This is a genomic window from Campylobacter sp. CNRCH_2013_0898h, assembly GCF_025772965.1.
GTDB classification, from domain to species: Bacteria; Campylobacterota; Campylobacteria; order Campylobacterales; family Campylobacteraceae; genus Campylobacter_D; species Campylobacter_D lari_D.
In genome coordinates, this window is sequence record NZ_JAKMTD010000008.1 from 22,409 (window position 1) to 41,412 (window position 19,004).

19 protein-coding genes and 1 other RNA gene are annotated in these 19,004 nt (G+C 30.1%); 7 read left to right on the plus strand and 13 right to left on the minus strand.

All coding sequences use genetic code 11. The annotated features are described in order from the left end of the window. Nucleotides 1-7 precede the first annotated feature (7 nt). Nucleotides 8-1,591, plus strand: coding sequence for an ABC transporter permease (locus tag L8X50_RS05760; RefSeq protein ID WP_263660637.1), 1,584 nt, complete (start codon nt 8-10; stop codon nt 1,589-1,591). After that, entirely contained in the window at nt 1,591-2,571 is a 981-nt protein-coding gene (locus L8X50_RS05765) for an ABC transporter ATP-binding protein (protein ID WP_263660638.1), read from the plus strand. Before L8X50_RS05760 ends, L8X50_RS05765 begins: the two co-directional genes overlap by 1 nt. A 70-nt stretch (nt 2,572-2,641) precedes the next feature. Here the strand turns inward: L8X50_RS05765 and L8X50_RS05770 are convergent, their stop codons facing one another. Then, the gene (locus L8X50_RS05770) at nt 2,642-3,928 is read right to left on the minus strand and encodes a WG repeat-containing protein (RefSeq protein ID WP_263660639.1); all 1,287 of its coding nucleotides are present in this window, start codon (nt 3,926-3,928) and stop codon (nt 2,642-2,644) included. Nucleotides 3,929-4,061: 133 nt separating this feature from the next. Here L8X50_RS05770 and L8X50_RS05775 point away from each other — a divergent pair, with 133 nt between their 5' ends. Next, the gene (locus tag L8X50_RS05775; protein ID WP_263660640.1) at nt 4,062-5,285 is read left to right on the plus strand and encodes an HD domain-containing protein; all 1,224 of its coding nucleotides are present in this window, start codon (nt 4,062-4,064) and stop codon (nt 5,283-5,285) included. A 3-nt stretch (nt 5,286-5,288) separates the two neighbouring features. Here the strand turns inward: L8X50_RS05775 and ffs are convergent. Continuing rightward, an RNA gene (ffs, locus tag L8X50_RS05780) (signal recognition particle sRNA small type) lies at nt 5,289-5,386 on the minus strand. Nucleotides 5,387-5,438: 52 nt separating this feature from the next. On the opposite strand from ffs, the gene L8X50_RS05785 reads away from it, so the two are divergent. After that, a complete protein-coding gene (locus tag L8X50_RS05785; protein ID WP_133319033.1) occupies nt 5,439-5,882 on the plus strand; it encodes a hypothetical protein in 444 nt (147 codons plus the stop codon). Between the two features lie 10 nt (nt 5,883-5,892). On the opposite strand, the gene L8X50_RS05790 is transcribed toward L8X50_RS05785, so the two are convergent. The 4 genes from L8X50_RS05790 to L8X50_RS05805 are packed head-to-tail and all read right to left on the minus strand — an operon-like array spanning nt 5,893 to nt 10,596. Next, a complete protein-coding gene (locus tag L8X50_RS05790; protein ID WP_263660641.1) occupies nt 5,893-7,518 on the minus strand; it encodes a flagellar hook protein FlgE in 1,626 nt (541 codons plus the stop codon). A gap of 4 nt (nt 7,519-7,522) precedes the next feature. Continuing rightward, nucleotides 7,523-8,530: a flagellar hook capping FlgD N-terminal domain-containing protein gene (locus L8X50_RS08340; protein ID WP_220567070.1), complete on the minus strand. Its 1,008-nt coding sequence runs from the start codon at nt 8,528-8,530 to the stop codon at nt 7,523-7,525. A 50-nt stretch (nt 8,531-8,580) separates the two neighbouring features. Next, complete coding sequence (locus L8X50_RS05800; protein ID WP_263660642.1) at nt 8,581-10,254, minus strand: flagellar hook-length control protein FliK; 1,674 nt, start codon at nt 10,252-10,254, stop codon at nt 8,581-8,583. Between the two features lie 3 nt (nt 10,255-10,257). Beyond that, nucleotides 10,258-10,596: a hypothetical protein gene (locus tag L8X50_RS05805; protein ID WP_133319030.1), complete on the minus strand. Its 339-nt coding sequence runs from the start codon at nt 10,594-10,596 to the stop codon at nt 10,258-10,260. A gap of 127 nt (nt 10,597-10,723) precedes the next feature. Here L8X50_RS05805 and typA point away from each other — a divergent pair, with 127 nt between their 5' ends. Together typA and L8X50_RS05815 are read left to right on the plus strand one after the other, a co-directional pair. Next, the gene (gene typA / locus L8X50_RS05810) at nt 10,724-12,532 is read left to right on the plus strand and encodes a translational GTPase TypA (RefSeq protein WP_220567072.1); all 1,809 of its coding nucleotides are present in this window, start codon (nt 10,724-10,726) and stop codon (nt 12,530-12,532) included. Further along, nucleotides 12,532-13,164, plus strand: a complete 633-nt coding sequence (locus L8X50_RS05815; RefSeq protein WP_133319028.1) for a poly(A) polymerase — start codon at nt 12,532-12,534, stop codon at nt 13,162-13,164. The genes typA and L8X50_RS05815 overlap by 1 nt, the downstream gene beginning before the upstream one ends. Nucleotides 13,165-13,175: 11 nt before the next feature. Here L8X50_RS05815 and L8X50_RS05820 read toward each other — a convergent pair whose 3' ends face one another. Continuing rightward, the gene (locus L8X50_RS05820; protein WP_263660644.1) at nt 13,176-13,916 is read right to left on the minus strand and encodes a carbonic anhydrase family protein; all 741 of its coding nucleotides are present in this window, start codon (nt 13,914-13,916) and stop codon (nt 13,176-13,178) included. A gap of 117 nt (nt 13,917-14,033) precedes the next feature. Between L8X50_RS05820 and L8X50_RS05825 the strand changes: the two genes are divergently transcribed. Beyond that, nucleotides 14,034-14,372: a GNAT family N-acetyltransferase gene (locus L8X50_RS05825; protein WP_263660645.1), complete on the plus strand. Its 339-nt coding sequence runs from the start codon at nt 14,034-14,036 to the stop codon at nt 14,370-14,372. Between the two features lie 46 nt (nt 14,373-14,418). Here L8X50_RS05825 and L8X50_RS05830 read toward each other — a convergent pair whose 3' ends face one another. The 6 genes from L8X50_RS05830 to pyrE all read right to left on the minus strand — a co-directional run bounded on the left by L8X50_RS05830 (nt 14,419) and on the right by pyrE (nt 19,003). Then, on the minus strand, nt 14,419-15,048 hold the full coding sequence (locus L8X50_RS05830) for a protein-L-isoaspartate(D-aspartate) O-methyltransferase (RefSeq protein ID WP_133319188.1): 630 nt from the start codon (nt 15,046-15,048) through the stop codon (nt 14,419-14,421). Nucleotides 15,049-15,139: 91 nt separating this feature from the next. Further along, nucleotides 15,140-16,657, minus strand: coding sequence for a disulfide bond formation protein B (locus tag L8X50_RS05835; protein ID WP_263660646.1), 1,518 nt, complete (start codon nt 16,655-16,657; stop codon nt 15,140-15,142). 10 nt (nt 16,658-16,667) lie between these two features. Next, nucleotides 16,668-16,835 carry a dihydroneopterin aldolase gene (locus tag L8X50_RS05840; protein WP_133319023.1) on the minus strand — a complete coding sequence of 56 codons (168 nt, stop codon included), beginning with the start codon at nt 16,833-16,835 and terminating at the stop codon, nt 16,668-16,670. 124 nt (nt 16,836-16,959) lie between these two features. After that, nucleotides 16,960-17,982: a ribonucleotide-diphosphate reductase subunit beta gene (locus L8X50_RS05845; protein WP_133319022.1), complete on the minus strand. Its 1,023-nt coding sequence runs from the start codon at nt 17,980-17,982 to the stop codon at nt 16,960-16,962. Continuing rightward, the gene (locus L8X50_RS05850) at nt 17,979-18,395 is read right to left on the minus strand and encodes an RDD family protein (protein ID WP_133319021.1); all 417 of its coding nucleotides are present in this window, start codon (nt 18,393-18,395) and stop codon (nt 17,979-17,981) included. Before L8X50_RS05850 ends, L8X50_RS05845 begins: the two co-directional genes overlap by 4 nt. Next, nucleotides 18,395-19,003 carry an orotate phosphoribosyltransferase gene (gene pyrE / locus L8X50_RS05855; protein WP_133319020.1) on the minus strand — a complete coding sequence of 203 codons (609 nt, stop codon included), beginning with the start codon at nt 19,001-19,003 and terminating at the stop codon, nt 18,395-18,397. The genes L8X50_RS05850 and pyrE overlap by 1 nt, the downstream gene beginning before the upstream one ends. Nucleotide 19,004 lies beyond the last annotated feature (1 nt).

The window sequence follows — 19,004 nt, forward strand, 5'->3', positions numbered from 1 at the left end:
ATAAAATTTGAAATTTTTAAGTTTAAGGTGGTCTTTTGCCACCTTTTTTTTCTGTAGTTTAATCATACTGCCTATACTTGCTATTATCTTACACCTTCCTTTTATAGATATTAATACCTTAAAACATTTGAGTAAAAATGTCTTACCAAGGTATATTTTTGGTAGTGCTTTTATATTGTTTGGGACTTTAGTATTGTGTTTGATTATAGGATTAATTAGTGCTTATTTGATAGCTTTTTATAAATTTTTTGGCTCGAAATTTTTTGAATGGTTTTTGATTTTACCTTTGGCTATACCTTCTTATGTAATGGGTTTTGTTTGGATTGATTTGTTTGAATTTCAAGGCTTAATTCCCACGCTTTTAGGTGTTGATAGGCGTATAGATATCATGAATGCATATGGCGTGATTGTGATTTTATCTTTTGCTCTTTATCCTTATGTGTATTTTTTTGCTAAAAATACCTTTGCTTATGGACTTGGAAATATCATTTTAAGTGCCAAAACACTTAAGGCTTCTAATTTAAAAACATTTTTTAAAGTGATTTTGCCATTTTGCCGTGTGGGTATAGTGGGTGCTTTGCTGTTGGTGGCTATGGAGGTTTTGAGTGATTATGGTTTGGTGGCGTATTTTGGCGTGGATACTTTTAGTGCAGGAATTTTTAGAACATGGGGAAGTGGTGGCGATGAAGTCAGTGCTGTGGCTTTAAGCGTGGCTTTACTTGTATTTATCGCATTTTTAATGCTTTTAGAAAAAATTCAAAGAGGTAAAAAAGGCTTTAATCAAAATGTGTTTTTACCTACCCCAAAAGATGAGTTAAAAGGCTTTAGGGCATTTTTAGCCTTTTTATGGTGCTTTTTAGTGGCATTTTTAGCCTTTGTCGTGCCTATTATGTGGCTTGTTTATTGGGCCGGGTTTGATTTTATGCAAAATTTAAGCAATGTCTTAACACCTGCATTTTATAGTCTTAGTGTGGCTTTGGTGAGTTCTTTTGCTATTGTGGGAGTGGCATTTTATTTATGTTTTATAGTGCGTTTAAACGATACAAAAGCTTCTAAAATCATCCTTTGGCTTACGACTTTGGGGTATTCTTTACCTGGAGCTGTGGTAGCTGTGGGAATTTTAGTGATTTTGGGTGTGTTAAATTATATTTTTGATCTTTTGTCTTTTGAGTATGCCATAGGTGGTGGATTTTTAGTGCTGTTTTTTGGATACTTTGTGAGATTTTTAGCTTCTGGAATTTTTGCAACTCAATCAGGCTATGAGAGAATTTCTAAAAATATAGACTATGCAAATTTAACCTTAAAATCAAAACCACTTAAAATTTTCACTCAAATTCATTTTCCTTTGATGAAACATTATTTAGCTTTGGCTGTGGTGATTATTTGTGTGGATATTTTAAAAGAATTACCTATTTCAACTATACTTTCACCTTCAGGTTTTCAAACGCTTTCATCACTTGTATTTGCTTATAGTGAAAATGAGTTAATTTATAATGTTTCTTTGCCATCTTTGATTATAGTGTTATTTGGGATTATCCCTACATTTTTAATGCATTATTTGCAAAATAAAAACAACCAAAAAGGACAATAATGGAAATCTTAAAAATTGACAATCTTTACAAATCTTTTGGAAAAATAGAGGTCTTAAAGGGAATTTCTTTGAGCTTAAAAGAAGGCGAGATTGTCAGTATTTTGGGGGAAAGTGGCTGTGGTAAGAGTTCTTTGCTTGGTTGTATAGCGGGTTTTTTTGAAATCAATGATGGTAGTATTTATATAGGGGATAAACTAGTTGCTTCTAAGAGTATGTATTTAGCCCCACAAGAGCGTGATGTGGGGGTTTTGTTTCAAGATTATGCTTTGTTTCCGCACTTAAATGTAGAAGAAAATATATGCTTTGGTATAAGCTCTTTAGGTAAAAACGAGCAAAAACAAAGGCTTGATGAGGTTTTGGAAATTTTAAATTTAAATACACTTTTAAAACGCTATCCAAATGAGCTAAGCGGTGGGCAAGCTCAAAGAGTAGCACTAGCAAGAACCATAGTCGCAAGGCCAAAAATTATACTTTTTGATGAACCTTTTTCAAATTTAAATCACACTTTAAGCGTTAAAATGCGCAAAGAAATCAAAAATATTTTAAAAGAGCATAAGCTTAGTGCTATTTTTGTTACGCATGATAAAGACGATGCTTTTTATTTATCAGACAATATCGCTTTGATTAAGGATGGAAAAATTTTAGACTATGGAAGTGCTAAAGAGCTTTTTTATAAGCCTAAAAATATAGATAGTGCTTGTTTTTTGGGCGAAGCATTTTTTATAGATCCAAATACAATTTTAGATGAGAACTTTAAAGCATATTTACAAAGTAAAAATGGCATTTTACGCCCTAATGATATACAAATTTCAACCTCACAAACTCCTTTAAAGGCTAGCGTTTTAGAATGTGTGTTTTATGGGGATTTTTATGAGCTAGGCGTGAGTTTGGAAGGACATATTTTTAGCTTTTATCATCATAAAGAGCTTAGTAAAAATGATGAGGTTTATCTTAAGTTAAGTGATATAGAAAGTTTTTAATTTGCTAAAATTATAATGAGTATGCGAAAATAAAAGTTCTAGTAATTGGAATAATATCAAATTATATTTGCTATTTTATAATGTTTCCATTAGTATCTACAAAGCCCCATTTTCCATTTAGCTGAACTATTGCGGCTTTATTATAAAAACTCTCTACTTCATCAAATATAGGGTTTATAACAATATTTCCACTTTTGTCTATAAACCCAAATTTTTCGTTTAATTTTATCTTTGCGAGGCCTTCGCTAAAACTCTCTACTTCATCAAATATAGGATTTATAACAATTTCCCCTTTATTGTTTATAAACCCCCATTTTTCATTTAGTTTTATATCTGCAAGTCCTTCGTTAAAATTTCCCGCATAATCAAATTTAGGTTTTATTATAAATTCTCCATTTGTGTCAATAAAGCCCCATTTGTCGTTTATTAAAACCGATATCAAATTTTCGTAAAAACCATTCGTATCGTCAAATTTTGGTTCAGTTATAATTTTTCCGTTTTTATTGTAAAAGCCGTGCTTGTTGTCCAGTCTAACTTCTACTATATCATTATATGAATCTTCAATATAGTCAAATTTAGGGTCTATTATAATTTTTCCATCTGTTCCTATAAGTCCAAATTTATCATCTTCGTTAAAAAATTTTATATACCCTTTGTAACAATCAAAAAAATAGTCAAATTTTGGTTTTGCTATAATATATCCATTTTTATCTATAAGTATCCAATTATAATTTGATTCAACCCAAGCAAAACCATTGTGAAAACACCAAGCTTTATCAAATATAGGGTTTATAACAATATTTCCACTTTTGTCTATAAACCCAAATTTTTCGTTTAATTTTATCTTTGCGAGGCCTTCGCTAAAACTCTCTACTTCATCAAATATAGGATTTATAACAATTTCCCCTTTATTGTTTATAAACCCCCATTTTTCATTTAGTTTTATATCTGCAAGTCCTTCGTTAAAATTTCCCGCATAATCAAATTTAGGTTTTATTATAAATTCTCCATTTGTGTCAATAAAGCCCCATTTGTCGTTTATTAAAACCGATATCAAATTTTCGTAAAAACCATTCGTATCGTCAAATTTTGGTTCAGTTATAATTTTTCCGTTTTTGTCAGCGAAACCGTACTTATTACCTATTTGAATAGTTATAAAATTTTCATTAAGGTGACTAATATAGTCATATATTGGGTTTATTATAAAATCTCCATTTTTATTTATTAAGCCCCACTTGCCATTGAGTTTTACTGTTGCTATATCATTGTGAAAAAATAAAACTTCATCAAAAATCGGCCACATCATTTTTTTACCATTTATATTTACAAAACCTTGGTTGTTGTTTAATTTAATCATGGTAGAACCTCGTATTTATGTTGATGATAAGTTTTAAAGATTATTTTACAATAAAATATCAAATCACAATATCAAAATAAAATTTGCTAAAGATTATAAAATAAAGTAAAATCACAGCAAAAAAAGGAAATAAATGATTAGTGTAGAATTGATAGAGCATATTTTTAAAGCTGCTTCTATATCAAGGTGGAATGATTATCCTAGAATGACAAATTTAGTCGAGCTTGATAAACAAGCACATAAATTTATCATTGCTTATTTCATTGCTAAAATGGAAAAAGATGTCAATATGCGTTTTATCATAGAAGCAGGAATTTTTGAGTTTTTAAGTAGGGTGGTAGTGACTGATATACGCCCTGATGTGTATCATGAGATAACGCGTGCAAAAAATGAGCAAGTAAGTGCTTGGGTGTTAAGTAAAATCGCACCAATGATTCAAGATATAGAAAATGGTGAGTTTTTAAAACGCTATGAGCTTTTTTTGCAAGGTAAAGATTGTGCAAAAGAAAGGCTTATTTTAAAAGCTGCTTCGTATTTTGCGACAAGGTGGGAGTTTAATATAGTTTATCAAACTAGTTCATTTTTAAGTGATATTGATGAGATTAAGGCTAAGGTTGAAGAGGAATTAGAAGATTATTATGAGTTAATTGGCGCAAGAAAAATAGCTCTTAATCAAAAAATTTCTAAAATAATCGATCTAAGCGGACGCTTGCGTTTTCAAAAAAGATGGGCACAAACTCCAAGGATTCCAGAAACTGCGGTTTTAGGACATATGCTTGTGGTAGCTATTTTGTCTTATTTTTATTCTTTAGAAGTAAAAGCATGCGATGGTAGGATAGAAAGCAATTTTTATTGTGCTTTGTTTCATGATTTACCCGAAAGTTTAACTAGAGATATTATCTCTCCGGTAAAATATGGCATAGATGGTTTAAATGAAATCATCAATGAGTATGAAATGAAACTTATTAATGAGAAAATTTTACCTTTTATACCACTATCTTTCAGGGAAGAATTTAGTTATATACTTGGTATTAGAGAAGGACAAAATGAAGAAAGTGCCTTTGTAAAAAATGAATTTGAAAATCGTATTTTTAATAACAAGCCAAGTGTTTATAGCGGTAGTTTGGATGCGGTCAATGAGGATCGTTTTAAGGCTATTGATGGAAAGGCTTTGAAGTATTGTGATAAGCTAGCAGCTTTTATAGAAGCGGCTTTATCGATTAGCTATGGAGTAAAGTCTAAAGAGCTTGAAAGCGGTTTTGTGGGAATGTATGAATATTTTAAAACAAATCCGACTATTAATGGGGTAAATTTCTTTAGAATTTGTGAGGATATTAAAGGGTATTTTAAACTTTAAAACCCTCCCCCAGATGACTGCGGCACACACTAAGTCTAAGTGCTCTGCTGTGTTCCCACCCTGAAGCGGTGCTTAAAAATAGCATTGCACAGGTCTAAGAGAAGGCAGTTGAAATAATATCTTAAAATATCTTAAAAAACATTGAGGTGAAGTATGTTGAGTATATTTGCAAATTTTTTATCTAAATTTAGAGAATTTTTTGTTCCTAGTCATCTGTCTTTAGAATTTAGAGCAAAATCTTTTGCGGCTATTATTGTGGCAAATAAAAATATAAAAGCAGAAATTTGGCAAGTTTTAGCTGATATTGCTAGTGAAATTTATCCAAAAGATAAAAGCAGGCAAGCAATTTTGGTGCAAACTTCTAAAGAATATGTAGATAGAGTTTTAAAAAGTGAGCTTAGTTTGGATACTTTACTTAAAAATATTGCTTTGCTTTTGAAAAAAAATCCAAGATATATACAAAAGATAAAATTTGATAAACTTGAGCGTTTAATAGATAAAAATGAAGAAGAATCTTTGGTTCAGCTTAGGGTGTATGAATTTTTTGAGCAAGAGGTAAAATATATCTTAGAGCAAAAAAATATAAATAAAACATGAAAAGCTAAAATTAGCGTTTCATGTTGATTGCTTTTTGTATCATTTGATCGGCTGTTGTGATACTTTTACTACTTGAATCATAAGCTTTTTGTAGAGTGATTAAGTTAGTAAAAGCTACCGATAAATCTACATTAGATTGCTCTAAATAAGAACCTTTAAAAGTTGCTGTGCTGAAATTTCCATTAGCATCAAGTAAAAAAGTTGGATTACCGCTATTTCCTGTTTGCCCATAAAGATTTTCCCCTAGCTTTTCTAAACCTTGTTCGTTTGTAAAATTAAACAAAGCAAGTTTTGCCATAGCTATTTGATCTCCATTGGTAAAAGTGGCGATGATAGTACCATCTGTGTTAATAGAATAATTATTTAAAAACCCCTCGCCCTTACCATCTGTTTGTGTATGCACTGAAGGTTGTTTGTTTTGTAAAGCATGAAGCCCATCATAGCCTGAATTTGGTATATTTGGATCATAATAAGAACCAAGATTTATATTAACCCTTGTGCCATTATTATCTACTGAATTTAAGGTGTTAGATACTAAAGCTCCAGATTCGTTAAAAGTGATTAAACCTTCAGTTGTTCCACCTATTTTATTGCCATCATTATCATACACTTGAGCAACAGCTTTGTATTCTAAATCTGTACCATTTTGCGGTAAAACTCTATCTAATTTAACTTTTACCCAACTAATAGATCCATCAGGATTTATTAATTTTGCAGAAAGTTCTGTGCTATCAGCTACTTCTTTTTCAACGCTTAAGTGAGATGATTCTAATTTGGCTGTTTCTAAATCGACTTTATCTAGTTTTTGATTGTCGATACTAAAAGCTAAATTTTCATCTAAAGTAGCTTGTAATGTTTGACTAGCACCCTTTTCATCAGTGATTTTAAAATATATAGTATCGCCAGGTTTTATACCATAAATTTGTTCTTCTTTTACACTACCTGAAATTTTTACACTACCATCTTCATTTTTACTAAATTCAAATTTAGAAGCATCTACATCTACATTTACTGCTTCTGTTTTGGTGCTTGTGTCTAAATTTCCACTCCAAGTTATATTTTGCGTTGGTTGAGGTGGTAAGTAAAGATTTTTAGGTACAGAAATAGGTCCTTGAGTATTAACTCCGCCCATTTGTAAATTCTGTCCAGGTGTTCCACTCCAAGCTGTAGTGACTTTTTGTCCCATAATCTGACCAAACATATTAGAAACTCTATCACTTAGTTGAATTTCTTGTAATGATGGATTCATAGTTCCAAGTACATAATTTCCATTTGAATCTACTAAAAATCCATTTGCATCAGGTTTAAAAGCACCATTTCTAGTATAATAAACCCCATTGGCATTACTTACACCAAAAAAGCCTTTTCCAGCAATTGCTACATCAAATTCATTATCAGTAGAAACTAACGGACCTTGTTCAAAAATATCATTAGTAGCTCCTGCTACACTACCATAACCAGTTTGACCTTTGTTATATGATTGTGTTGTTATGGTGCTATAAAATACATCTTTAAATGCCACATCAGAGTATTTAAAACCGACTGTATTGACATTGCTTATATTATGAGCGGTATTGTCTATACCATAACTTTGGGATTTTACTCCATTTACTCCATTGTAAAATGCTGTAAACATGATTTTATCCTGTAATCTCTTTAATATCTTCCCATTTAACCCAGCTACCGCCCATACCAACTAGAGCTTCACCTTCTTCAAATTTAACTCCAGTGATAGGATAAGCACCATAAGTTGAATTAACGGTTGTGCCATCTTCACCTATATAGCTTGCTCTTACATAGTATTTTCCAGATGGTACAGGACTTCCACTATCATCTGTTCTATCCCAAACGATTTGTTTCATACCAGCACTCATATCTTTAACACTCATTGTTCTTACAGGATCTCCTGCTTCATTATAAATAGTAAATGTTACAGGTGTGCTGTCTGATTTATAAGCTGAATCAATTTTTGCTGTTTTGATATCAACACTTGGGGTATGTCCTACTATTTTAAATGTTTGATCTTCTCCAACTACTGCTTGAACCGTTTCTTCTTGACCTTTGTCATCTTTTAATTTTATATGTATAGTTTCTCCAGGTTCAGCTATTTCTTTATCTACCTTACCTGTTATATCTAGTTTATCTTCTCCATTTTTCTTAAGTTCAAAACCTTCAATATCAATATCAGTCTTTTTACCTTTTTGTGGTTCTTGTGGTAAATACATATTAATTTGAAATTGTATATCATCATCTGCCACTACAAGGTAATTATCTTTAACTGTTGCAAGCTTTCCAACTGCAGCTAGTGCGCTCATACCTGTGCTTGCTGCAATAGAATTTTGTAGTTTTGTCATCGCAGTTACAAGTTGAGTCATGGTTTTATTAGTATTATCTTGCATTTCAAGTGCTGAAAGTTGTGCTGTTTGGGTAAGCATTTTTTCAGTATCCATAGGATCTGTTGGATCTTGATGTTGGAGTTCTATTAAAAGAAGCTTTAAAAACGCATCCTTGTCAAGTTCTGCCCCAGGGTTGTAAATCAACCCACTATCACCTTCACCGGCTCTAGTACTTCCTTTGGCATTTGGCATATCTTTAGTATTAAGCGTTGCTAAAGGACCTTGAAGGGTTTGTGTGTTTATATTTGACATAAAAATCCTTTTTTATATATTTTTAAAGCTCAAAGCAAAAAATATTCCATTTAAAAATATTTTGCTAAAACCATTTCTAAGCTCGGTTTTTCTTGAATTTCTTTTTCAAAATTCACCTTATCTTCTTTGCTATTGTTGTTTTTTTGTCTTTGCGGATTGCTTTGTTCTTTTCTTTCTTGATTACTAAAATTCATTTCTAAATTTGTAAATCCCATATTTACAAGAGCATTTTTAAATTCAGCTTGATGTTGTATGAAAAGATTTAAGGTATTTTGATTAGAGTTAAAGCTAATATTTAAATTTGAACCCCTTTGGACTAAAGTTACTTCTACTTCTCCAAGATTATGTGGATTAAGAGTTATACTAAAGCGAGTTATAGGTGCTTTGTAGCTTTCTAGTTTTTCTTTAAATTCTTGGGCAAAATCATTAAAAGTTTCTTTCATAGGAATATTTTGATTTTTTATAAAATTATTAGAAACCCTATTCATTTCCCTTACATAAGAATTTAAATTTTCTTCACTATGATCATTTTCATCTTTTGAAAACTCTTTTGTGTGTTTAAAAATATCACTAAAATTATCTATATTTTGATTATTTTTATCTATTTTTAAATGTTTATCTTGAGGGGCAAATTGATTTTCTAAGTTAATTTTTAAATCTTGATTTTGATTTTGTATATTTTGAGTATTTTTTATATTTGTTAATTCAGTTTTTAAATCTTTTGAATTTTCTAAAACAGAACTTATTTTTTTACTAAAGCTATCTTCGCTAATAGTTAGTTTTTCATTCTTTAATATTTCTTTAAAATCTAGCTTTTCTTTTTCTTTAATATCTTTTTTTAGGTTTGTGTTTTGAGTAAGATTAATTAACTCAATATCACTTAGTTTTTCATTGAATTTTGTTGTTGTATTTTGGATATTTTTTGCGTTTTTTATTTCTTTTTCATCTTGAATTTGAATTTTTTCTACTAATTTTTCTTTAAAATCTATGTTTTGAATGTTTTCTTTTGCTTGTGTTTTTATATCTTTTTTTGGAAGTTCTATATTTTTTAAAGCAGAAGAAAGCAAAGACACACCTTCGTTTTCTTTGCTTTTTATATTTTTGCTTGTATTTGGTTCTTCTTTTAAAAGCTTGGTAATTTTTTGATTGATTAAATCTTGAAAAACATTAGTATTATTATTTTGTTTTGGTATTTCAAAAAAACCTTTTTTATCAAGATTTGGAAAGGCTTCTTTTAAATCTTTAATTTGTTCAAATTTTATATTTTTGATGTTTAATCCAAGCTCTTTTGCCACATTAAAAAGCTCATTAATATTTTTTATATTTTTTAGCTTGTGTAGATTTTTTTCAAGAGCTAAAATAGCAGTATTATCTTGGACAAGTTTGTTTAGTTTTATATCCTTGCTATCGCTTTGTAAAACCTCCAATAAAGAAAGAATTTGCATAAAATTTGCACCCTCAAAAAGCTTCAAAGCATCTTTTTCATCCAGCGGTATTTTATCTTTGACATCATCTTTTAAAATTTTATCATTAACTTTATCATCTTTTTGTGGAGTCTTGAAATCTTTTGGTAAACTTCCATCTTTTTCATTTATTGCTTGCAATAAGGAATTTAAAAATTCCTCGCCATCACTTTGTGAGCTAGTGTTTTCTTTACTTAGGTTTTCATTTTGTGGAGTGATGCTTAGTAAGTTTAAAGCATCACTAGCTTGGATATTAGACATTAATTAACCTACTAAAAAATTATTTTTTGCTAAATTTGGAAATAAATTTTGTAATTGTGCTGCACAATCAAGTTTTAAATTTTCATGAGTAAGATTAAAATTTTTAAATATTACTAATAATTCTTCTATGTTTTTAGCATTTAAAACCGCATTTTCATTTTGAGCATCATCTAAAATTTCACTTACTTTACTTGAAAGTTTTGCATAATTTAATTCTTTTTCTTCATTTGAATTTATAACTTCTAAATAATTTAAAAGTTCCATAAAATGCTTACTATTTAAAACTGAAGTTCCTTGTTTTTCTAAGTTAGCGTTAAAGATTTGAGTATTTAGGTTTGACATATTTTTCTCCTTAAAAATAATTCTTACTCAAGACAAAAGCAACAAGTGTTCCAATTTTTAAATCTTAATTTTTAAGCATTTTTTTTATATAATATTAGATTTTAAATTTAAGACTTTGGAGAAAAACTTGGATAATATTAGAAATATAGCTGTTATAGCTCATGTTGATCATGGTAAAACAACAATGGTAGATGAGCTTTTAAAACAATCAGGAACTTTTAATGAGCGTGAACAAATAGCTGAGCGTGTAATGGATAGTAATGATATAGAAAAAGAAAGAGGTATCACTATACTTTCTAAAAATACTGCTATTAATTATAAAGGCACAAAAATAAATATCATAGACACTCCAGGCCATGCTGATTTTGGTGGTGAAGTTGAGCGTGTGTTAAAAATGGTTGATGGGGTTTTGCTTTTAGTTGATGCACAAGAAGGGGTTATGCCTCAAACTAAATTTGTGGTAAAAAAGGCTTTATCTTTAGGGCTTAAACCTATTGTTGTTATTAATAAAATCGACAAGCCAGCTGCTGATCCTGAAAGAGTAATCAATGAAATTTTTGATCTTTTTGTGGCTTTAGAGGCAAATGATGAACAACTTGATTTTGCAGTAGTATATGCAGCTGCTAAAAATGGTTATGCAAAACTTGCACTTGAAGATGAAAGCACTAACATGGAACCATTGTTTAAGACTATACTTGAGCGTGTGCCTGCTCCAAGTGGTAGTGATGAAAATCCTTTACAGCTTCAAGTTTTTACTCTAGGTTATGATAATTTCGTTGGTAAGATAGGGATTGCAAGAATTTTTAATGGTAAAGTAAAGAAAAATCAAAATGTTATGCTTGCTAAAGCAGATGGCTCTAAAATCAATGGAAGAATTTCAAAGCTTATTGGTTTTATGGGTCTAGAAAAAATGGACATTGAAGAAGCAGGGACAGGCGATATTGTAGCGATTGCAGGTTTTGAAGCTTTAGATGTAGGAGATAGTGTGGTAGATCCAAATAACCCTATGCCGCTTGATCCTTTACACATAGAAGAGCCAACTTTAAGTATAGTATTTTCAGTAAATGATGGTCCTTTAGCGGGTACTGAAGGTAAACATGTAACTTCAAATAAAATCGCAGAACGCTTAGAAGCTGAAATGAAAACTAATATTGCTATGAAATATGAAAGCACAGGCGAAGGTAAATTTAAAGTAAGTGGAAGAGGTGAACTTCAAATAACTATTTTAGCCGAAAATATGCGTAGAGAAGGTTTTGAGTTTTGTATGGGTAGACCTGAAGTTATCGTTAAGGTAGAAGATGGTGTTAAAACAGAGCCGTTTGAGCATTTAGTGATTGATGTGCCTGATGATTTTACCGGAGTAGTGATTGAAAAACTAGGTAAAAGAAAAGCTGAAATGAAAACTATGACACCAACTGGAGATGGTCAAACAAGACTTGAGTTTGAAATTCCTGCGCGTGGGCTTATAGGATTTAGATCACAATTTTTAACAGATACTAAAGGCGAAGGTGTTATGAACCATAGCTTTTTAGAGTTTCGTCCATTTAGTGGAGCAGTTGAAAAAAGAAATAATGGCGCGTTAATTTCTATGGAAAATGGTGTTGCACTAGGATATTCTTTATTTAACTTACAAGATAGAGGGGTATTATTCATTGATCCTCAAACAAAAGTATATACAGGTATGATTATAGGTGAGCATTCACGCCCAAATGATTTAGATGTTAATCCTATTAAAGGTAAAAATTTAACTAATGTTAGAGCAAGTGGTAGTGATGATGCGATTAAGCTTGTACCACCTAGAAAATTAAGCCTTGAAAGAGCGTTAGAGTGGATAGAAGAAGATGAACTTGTAGAGGTTACTCCACAAAATATTAGAGTTAGAAAAAGATATCTTGATCCTACTCAAAGAAAAAGAATGGAAAAGGCTAAGTCTTAATGGATTTTGAAGCCATAAGACAAGCTTTAAATAAAAGACTCAAAGCTTTACAAATTTTAGCATTTGCTGAAGCTTTGGTTATATTTTTTCTTGCTTTTCAATTTAGCAAGGATGTGATTATAGCTTTGTTTTTTGCTGTTTTAGCAGGAGTTTTGTTTTTTAGAATTTTAGGAAGAAAGCTTATGTGGGGACGCAATGAGCTTGTATTTAAAATGTGTGAAGAATTTTTAAAGCAAAACAATGCTAAATTTGACAAACAAGGCTTTTATCAGAAAGATTTTGAAAAAATTGCTTTTGACTTTTCTTTAAAAACTTATCATTCTCAAAATTCTTTTATTTTTGATGATTTTATTCTTTATGATGTGAAATTTAAAGATGAATTTGGGAATTTCTTTTGTGGAATTTTGCTTTATAGTAAGAAATTAAAAGAAGATATTAGCTCAAGTGAAAGTATTTTTGAAAAAGTAAAGGATAAAGAATTTTCTACACAAAGAGTTTTGAAAAAAGATGATTATTTACTCATAGCAAGTTTGAAAAATCCTTTTTTTGCTGATTTAAAAATTTCAAGTGAGTTAAATTTTAAACTTTTTAGAGCTAATTTAGAAAAAATTCAAACTTTTATACATGATTAAGTTTAGCTTACTTAATCATTTTGTTCTAAATTATTAATTTCTTGTATTTTCAAATTCTCATTTTTTCCCATTAAATTTTGTATGATTTGAATTTGCTCTTTAGAGGCATAGCTCATATCTTTTAAAACTATCCAAGTGATTTTTTGATTACAAGGCTTGTTGAGTTTGTTTTTAAAGATGTAAAAAGATTGAAGATTATTTGGTAATAACTCATTAGCGCTTAAGCTTTGAACATAAAGCTTATCGCCTTCTTTTTTAGGAAAAGCACGGATGATTTTTTTAATAAAAGGATTTTCCGCGCCTTCTTGTAAAAACAGCACAACCACTACTATATCGCCTTTTTGACTTACATGGCTAAAATGAATTTCTAAAGGATAAGATTTTTTATCAATAGAAATCTTTGATGGGCTATGAAAGTGAAAATGCGATAAATTATAAGCTGTATTATCTAGCACGATATGGCTTCCATTGCTTGCAAAATACATTTTTATGGTATAACCATCATTTATTAAACCAAAAGAATCATTTGAGTAGTTAAATTCTAAAGAATGATTTTTGTTTGTAGCCTTTTTACTATTTATATTGATAAAATCTTGATTTAAACCACTTTCACAATAAATCCAGTTTTTATCTAAATTTTTCCATTTGTCTTTGTCTATGAAATTTCCATGTGAGGCATTTTGAGGCATTTGCTCATAGGCAAAAAGCATGCTAGTAGTAAATAAACCAAAAAGTATTCTTTTAAAACTCATAATATTCCTTTTTTAATATAATTATAAAAAAATAAATCCTACAAGAAGCTTATGTTTAAAAATAATTATATTAAAATTAAATATTTTAAAGAAATTACAGATAATATTAAGGATAAATTGATCGATATATGGGAGGATAGTGTGAAACATTCCCATGATTTTTTATCTGATTTTGATAGAGAAAAGATTAAAAATGATCTTTTAAATTCTCAAGTATTCTTTAGTTTAAATTATTTGATTTGTTATGATAAAGACAAAATGATTGGATTTTTAGCATTTGTGGATGATAAAATTGAAATGTTGTTTTTAAGTTCAAAATATTTTAACAAAGGTATAGACACTACTTTAATATCTAAAGCCATAAATGATTATCATTTGAAATATGTTGAAGTAAATAAAGATAATTATAAGGCGTATAAATTTTTATCAGAAAAATGGTTTTTTACAAGAGGGTGAATATAAAGATGAATATGATTTTATTGTTTTAAAAATGAAATTTTAACTATTCTTTGCCATCTTTGATAGGCACAAAAAGACATTCATCTAAAACTTCTTTGCTAATCTCGCCATCTTTTTTGGTAAATTTAGTGATGAATTGTTGATTTCCTATAAGTAAAGGAGCTACCAAAATTCCGTTATTTTCAAGTTGATCAAATAATACATTTGGAATATGCTCTATATAAGCTGAGAGTAAAATTCTATCATAAGGTGCATAATTTTTCCAGCCATTTTGCCCATCATCAAATTTTACATGAATATTAGCATAGTTTAGTTTTTTAAATTTTTCTATAGCACTAATTGCAAGTTTTTCGATGCGTTCTATGGTAAAAACTCTTCTAATAAGCTTACTTAAAATCGCAGCTTGATACCCGCTACCACAACCTATTTCTAAAACACTATCAGCTTCTTTAAAATCAAGCGCCATAGTCATTTTGGCCACAGTTAAAGGTGAGCTTATCCATTGATTACCCATTAAAGGAAGTGCATCAAGTCTATAAGCATGCATTTTTAAAGGTGAAAAAATTTCTCTTGGAGTAGAACAAAAAGCTTCAAATAATTCTTCATTAATGAAAGTGTTTTTGCGAATTTCTTCTGCCATAGTTTGACATTGTTTTTGTTCAAATATATGAATCAATAAGCACTCCTTGATAAAAAGTGTTATTTTATCTTAAATTTTATTTATCTAGCTTTAAAGTCTTTAAGGCGTAAAAACGCCTTAAAGACTAATCAAGCGTATAAAGGATGTTTGATCCATCTTGATAAGATAAGATGTGCATTTTACCATCTTTGAAGAATAAGCTTCTTGCGTTAGTTATATTTTCTGGATACGAAATAGTTTTTACAACTTCTTCTTTGTCTAGATCAATTACAGCAATAACATTATGCTTTTTACTTAATGCATAAATTTTACCATTTTTAAAAGCCATTGAAGTTATATAAAGATCGCCCAAAGTTTTTCCTTCTTTTAACTCAGCTTTAGGAGTAAATTCAGCTGAAAGAACTCTATCTGCTAAAGAAATTTTAGAAATTACAAAAGTTTTAGCATCCTTATTGTTTGGAACGGTAGCAAGATACATGTATTTTCCGTCAGTAGTTGTGCTTAAAACATGATGGAATTTAGCTCTAACTGTGTCAATTCTACCACGACCAAGGTTTTCACCTTGTCCTTCAAAATTATTTGCCCCTCTAATAAAATCAGCATATTGTAAAGCTTCATCTGCATTAGGATTTTGAGCAAATCTTAAGAAAGTTTTATTAGAGCCCATTAAGATGTATTTGTTGTCCAAATAAGGAATAATTCCTATGATAGGATTAATTGTGGCTGAAAAATATGGGTCTAATAGAAAATCTGTTTTAGTACTAAAATTATCATCTAGGAAAAATACTTCCCATTTTGAACTTGCGACATATTCTCCATTGATATAATCAAGTGTATTGATAGCTTTAGGAAAATCAATTTTTGTTTCATTTACGATTTTTAGATTATCATCGATATTTGTAAATGGAGCGTTACTGATATTATTATCAAATTCAATACCTAGTTTTTCATTAGCAGGAGCAAAAGCAAAATCAGGTTCTTTAACATCGCGTTTTCCTAAGAAAGAAATGCTTTTCCAACTTTTATTCCAGCCTGAATCATCCCAAATAATATATTTTGGATTTAAACTAAAACGAACTGGATCACCTTGTCCGCTATATGGGATAGGACCAGTGCTTACGAAAGCTTGGAAGACATTTGAAGCTACGATAAAAGCAACAATAACCATAGCAGCTAGGTTAAATTTAGTTAATTTTCTAAAACTAACTCCTTCCATTTCTTTTTCAAAGGAGCCAAATTTTGGAGCAAAAGCAAAAATTACACCAAGTAATAAAACTACAGCCCAAAATACTACTTCAGCCCAAAAATAAGTATGCAAACCAAAAATAGGCAAACCAAAACCTTGATCAAGATCACGATGTGCATGTCCGCTTATATGATTAAATGATTGCCATAAACCAAATGCAGTTGCAATTAAAAGAAAAGCTAAGAACTTACCTTTCATACCATAACGCACAATAAATAAAGCTGCAACACCAATGAAAATCATTGATTCTCTTTGGCCCCAACAAGAAGTACAAGGGCTATCACCTAGCATATAACCAAAAATCAAATTTGCAATTCCAACAGGCATTAAAATGATTAAAAAACCTGCCAAGCACATTAAAAAATAAAAAAATTTAGTTTTGTTAATATCACACATATTTGCCACCTTATAGATTCATTAGGCCTAAGATTGCGCCTGATTTGCGACCTAAATAGTCAAATACCATAATAGCCCATGAAATTACAAGTATAGAAAAAGCTAGTTTTTCTTTTTCAGGCTTAATTATCATGAGAACTATGGCAATAAAGACTAGCAAAAGTTCTAAAAACTCCATAATTACCCCTTTACTAATAAAATAAAATGGCGAATTTTACAATAATGAAATAAATAAAAATAAAATATTAAATAAAAAGAGAATTTTAGTTTAAAAAAATGTAAAATATGGGTAGTTTTGTGACTTAAAAGTCATCAAAACTCAAACTCCCTTTAGAATAGTTTGTAACCTTGCTTTCAAAGAAATTGCTTTTTTGATCATTAAATTTAGAAAAATCATCTACCCATTTAATAGGATGTTTTGCATTATAAATTTTATCAAGATTAATAGCTATTAGTCTTTGATCAACAAGATAGTGAATGTACTCTTCTATAATATCGTCTGTAAAACCCATGATTTGATTTTGAGTGATGTATTTACCCCATTTGATCTCAAGTTCACCTGCTTTTTTAAACATATCATAAATTTTGTTTATATTGATATCATTAAACAAATCAGGTCTTTCTTTACGCACAGAATTAATCATATTTTGAAATAATAATAAATGAGTAATTTCATCTCTTTGTATAAAGCGTATCATTTGTGCTGAACCTAGCATTTTTCCTGCACGCGCTAAAGCATAAATAGCAGTAAAACCACTATAAAAATACACTCCTTCTAGAATTTGATTTGCTACCATTGCAAGTAAAAGTTTATTATCATCTACTTCGCCAGCTAATTCTTCATAAATACTTGAAATGAAATCATTTTTTTCTCTTAAAGTCTCATCATGTTTTTCCATTTCATAAATTAAGTCTGTATTTTCACAGATTGCTTCAACCATCACTGCATAAGATTTTGAGTGATTTGCTTCTTCATAAGCTTGTCTTGCTAAAACCGCATTGATTTCAGGTGCTGTGATATAAGGGTTGATATTATCAGCAAGATTGTTTGTTTGAAAACTATCCATTGAGATAAGTTGAGACCAAACTAGATCATACATTCTTTTTTCTGCTACGGTTAGATTGCAACGATAATCTAGTGCATCTTTTGTTGTATCTACTTCTTTTGGAAACCAAGTATTTGCTTCCATTAAATCCCAAAGTTTTAAAGCCCATGTGTATTTTGCTTTAGTAAAATTTAAAATACCATGTGGGTTGCCGTTAAATACTTTTCTATCATTTAAAGTTTCATTTGATTTTGGATTATAAATTCTTTTTCTATTCATTTTTCCACCTTTGTTACAATAGCGCTTTGGCTTAAAATATCATGCAAGGCTAAGGTATCCTTTCTTAAAAAGCTTACCAAAAAGCCAATCAACAAGCCAAAGCTTATAATGAAAATTACATAGCGTAGGATTATTCTAAAAAAATTAAGTTTGTGTCCATTTTTAATATCAATCAAGTATAAATCATAAGCTTTAAGTCCAGGACTTTGAGCTTTTTTTACTAAAAATAATGCTTGTAAAAATCCAAAAAGCAATGGGCACAAAAAAATTATAAGTTGATTGTTTAAAAAAGCTTCTTTAGAGCCAAGAGTAAAATAAAACAAATACAAAATGGGCACATAAAGCAAAAATAGATCAATCAAAAAGGCTTTAAATCTTAAAAAGCGAGTGGCTATTTTTGCTTTAGTTTTCATTAGTTACCACGACTACCAGGTTTGATAGCTTTAGTGCCTTTTTCACAAAGTGGGCAAGTATTTGCATCATAAATATCAAATTCAAAATTTCCTAGTGCAAAAAGTGGTAAATTTTGTGGTAATTTTGCATTTTCTTTTCTTGGATTGTTTAAATTTTTTACAGCACAAAAACCACGATTTGCTAAAGCTGCAAAACCTACTACTTCTCCACCTAAATTCTCGATGATTTTTGCACTCTCAAGTGCTGAGCCACCTGTTGTAATAATATCTTCACAAACGATAAATTTTTCACCTTTTTTTACTTCAAAACCGCGTCTAAGACTCATCACTCCTTCTACGCGTTCAGTAAAAATAAAGCGTTTGTTGCAAGCTCTAGCAAGTTCATAACCTGCTAAAATTCCACCCAAGGCAGGCGAGCAAATACTATCAAATTCAATATTAAAACTAGCAATAACTTTTGCAAGCTCATCACAAAGCTCACCTGCTAGTTTTGGATTTTCTAAAACTTTAGCACTTTGAAGGTAAAACTCAGAGTGTTTCCCTGAGCTAAGTAAAAAATGTCCTTGTAGGTATGCTCCACAATCTTTATAAATTTGTTCTAAGTTCATT

Bases quoted from the DNA above. Each gene is read 5' to 3' on its own strand.
- L8X50_RS05785 (WP_133319033.1), top strand. From the start codon at position 5,439: ATGTTGAGTATATTTGCAAATTTTTTATCTAAATTTAGAGAATTTTTT.
- L8X50_RS05840 (WP_133319023.1), bottom strand. From the start codon at position 16,835: ATGGAGTTTTTAGAACTTTTGCTAGTCTTTATTGCCATAGTTCTCATG.
- L8X50_RS05770 (WP_263660639.1), bottom strand. From the start codon at position 3,928: ATGATTAAATTAAACAACAACCAAGGTTTTGTAAATATAAATGGTAAA.
- L8X50_RS05800 (WP_263660642.1), bottom strand. From the start codon at position 10,254: ATGTCTAATATCCAAGCTAGTGATGCTTTAAACTTACTAAGCATCACT.
- L8X50_RS05790 (WP_263660641.1), bottom strand. From the start codon at position 7,518: ATGTTTACAGCATTTTACAATGGAGTAAATGGAGTAAAATCCCAAAGT.
- L8X50_RS08340 (WP_220567070.1), bottom strand. From the start codon at position 8,530: ATGTCAAATATAAACACACAAACCCTTCAAGGTCCTTTAGCAACGCTT.
- pyrE (WP_133319020.1), bottom strand. From the start codon at position 19,003: ATGAACTTAGAACAAATTTATAAAGATTGTGGAGCATACCTACAAGGA.
- L8X50_RS05845 (WP_133319022.1), bottom strand. From the start codon at position 17,982: ATGAATAGAAAAAGAATTTATAATCCAAAATCAAATGAAACTTTAAAT.
- L8X50_RS05835 (WP_263660646.1), bottom strand. From the start codon at position 16,657: ATGTGTGATATTAACAAAACTAAATTTTTTTATTTTTTAATGTGCTTG.
- L8X50_RS05775 (WP_263660640.1), top strand. From the start codon at position 4,062: ATGATTAGTGTAGAATTGATAGAGCATATTTTTAAAGCTGCTTCTATA.
- L8X50_RS05815 (WP_133319028.1), top strand. From the start codon at position 12,532: ATGGATTTTGAAGCCATAAGACAAGCTTTAAATAAAAGACTCAAAGCT.
- L8X50_RS05850 (WP_133319021.1), bottom strand. From the start codon at position 18,395: ATGAAAACTAAAGCAAAAATAGCCACTCGCTTTTTAAGATTTAAAGCC.
- L8X50_RS05765 (WP_263660638.1), top strand. From the start codon at position 1,591: ATGGAAATCTTAAAAATTGACAATCTTTACAAATCTTTTGGAAAAATA.
- L8X50_RS05820 (WP_263660644.1), bottom strand. From the start codon at position 13,916: ATGAGTTTTAAAAGAATACTTTTTGGTTTATTTACTACTAGCATGCTT.
- L8X50_RS05805 (WP_133319030.1), bottom strand. From the start codon at position 10,596: ATGTCAAACCTAAATACTCAAATCTTTAACGCTAACTTAGAAAAACAA.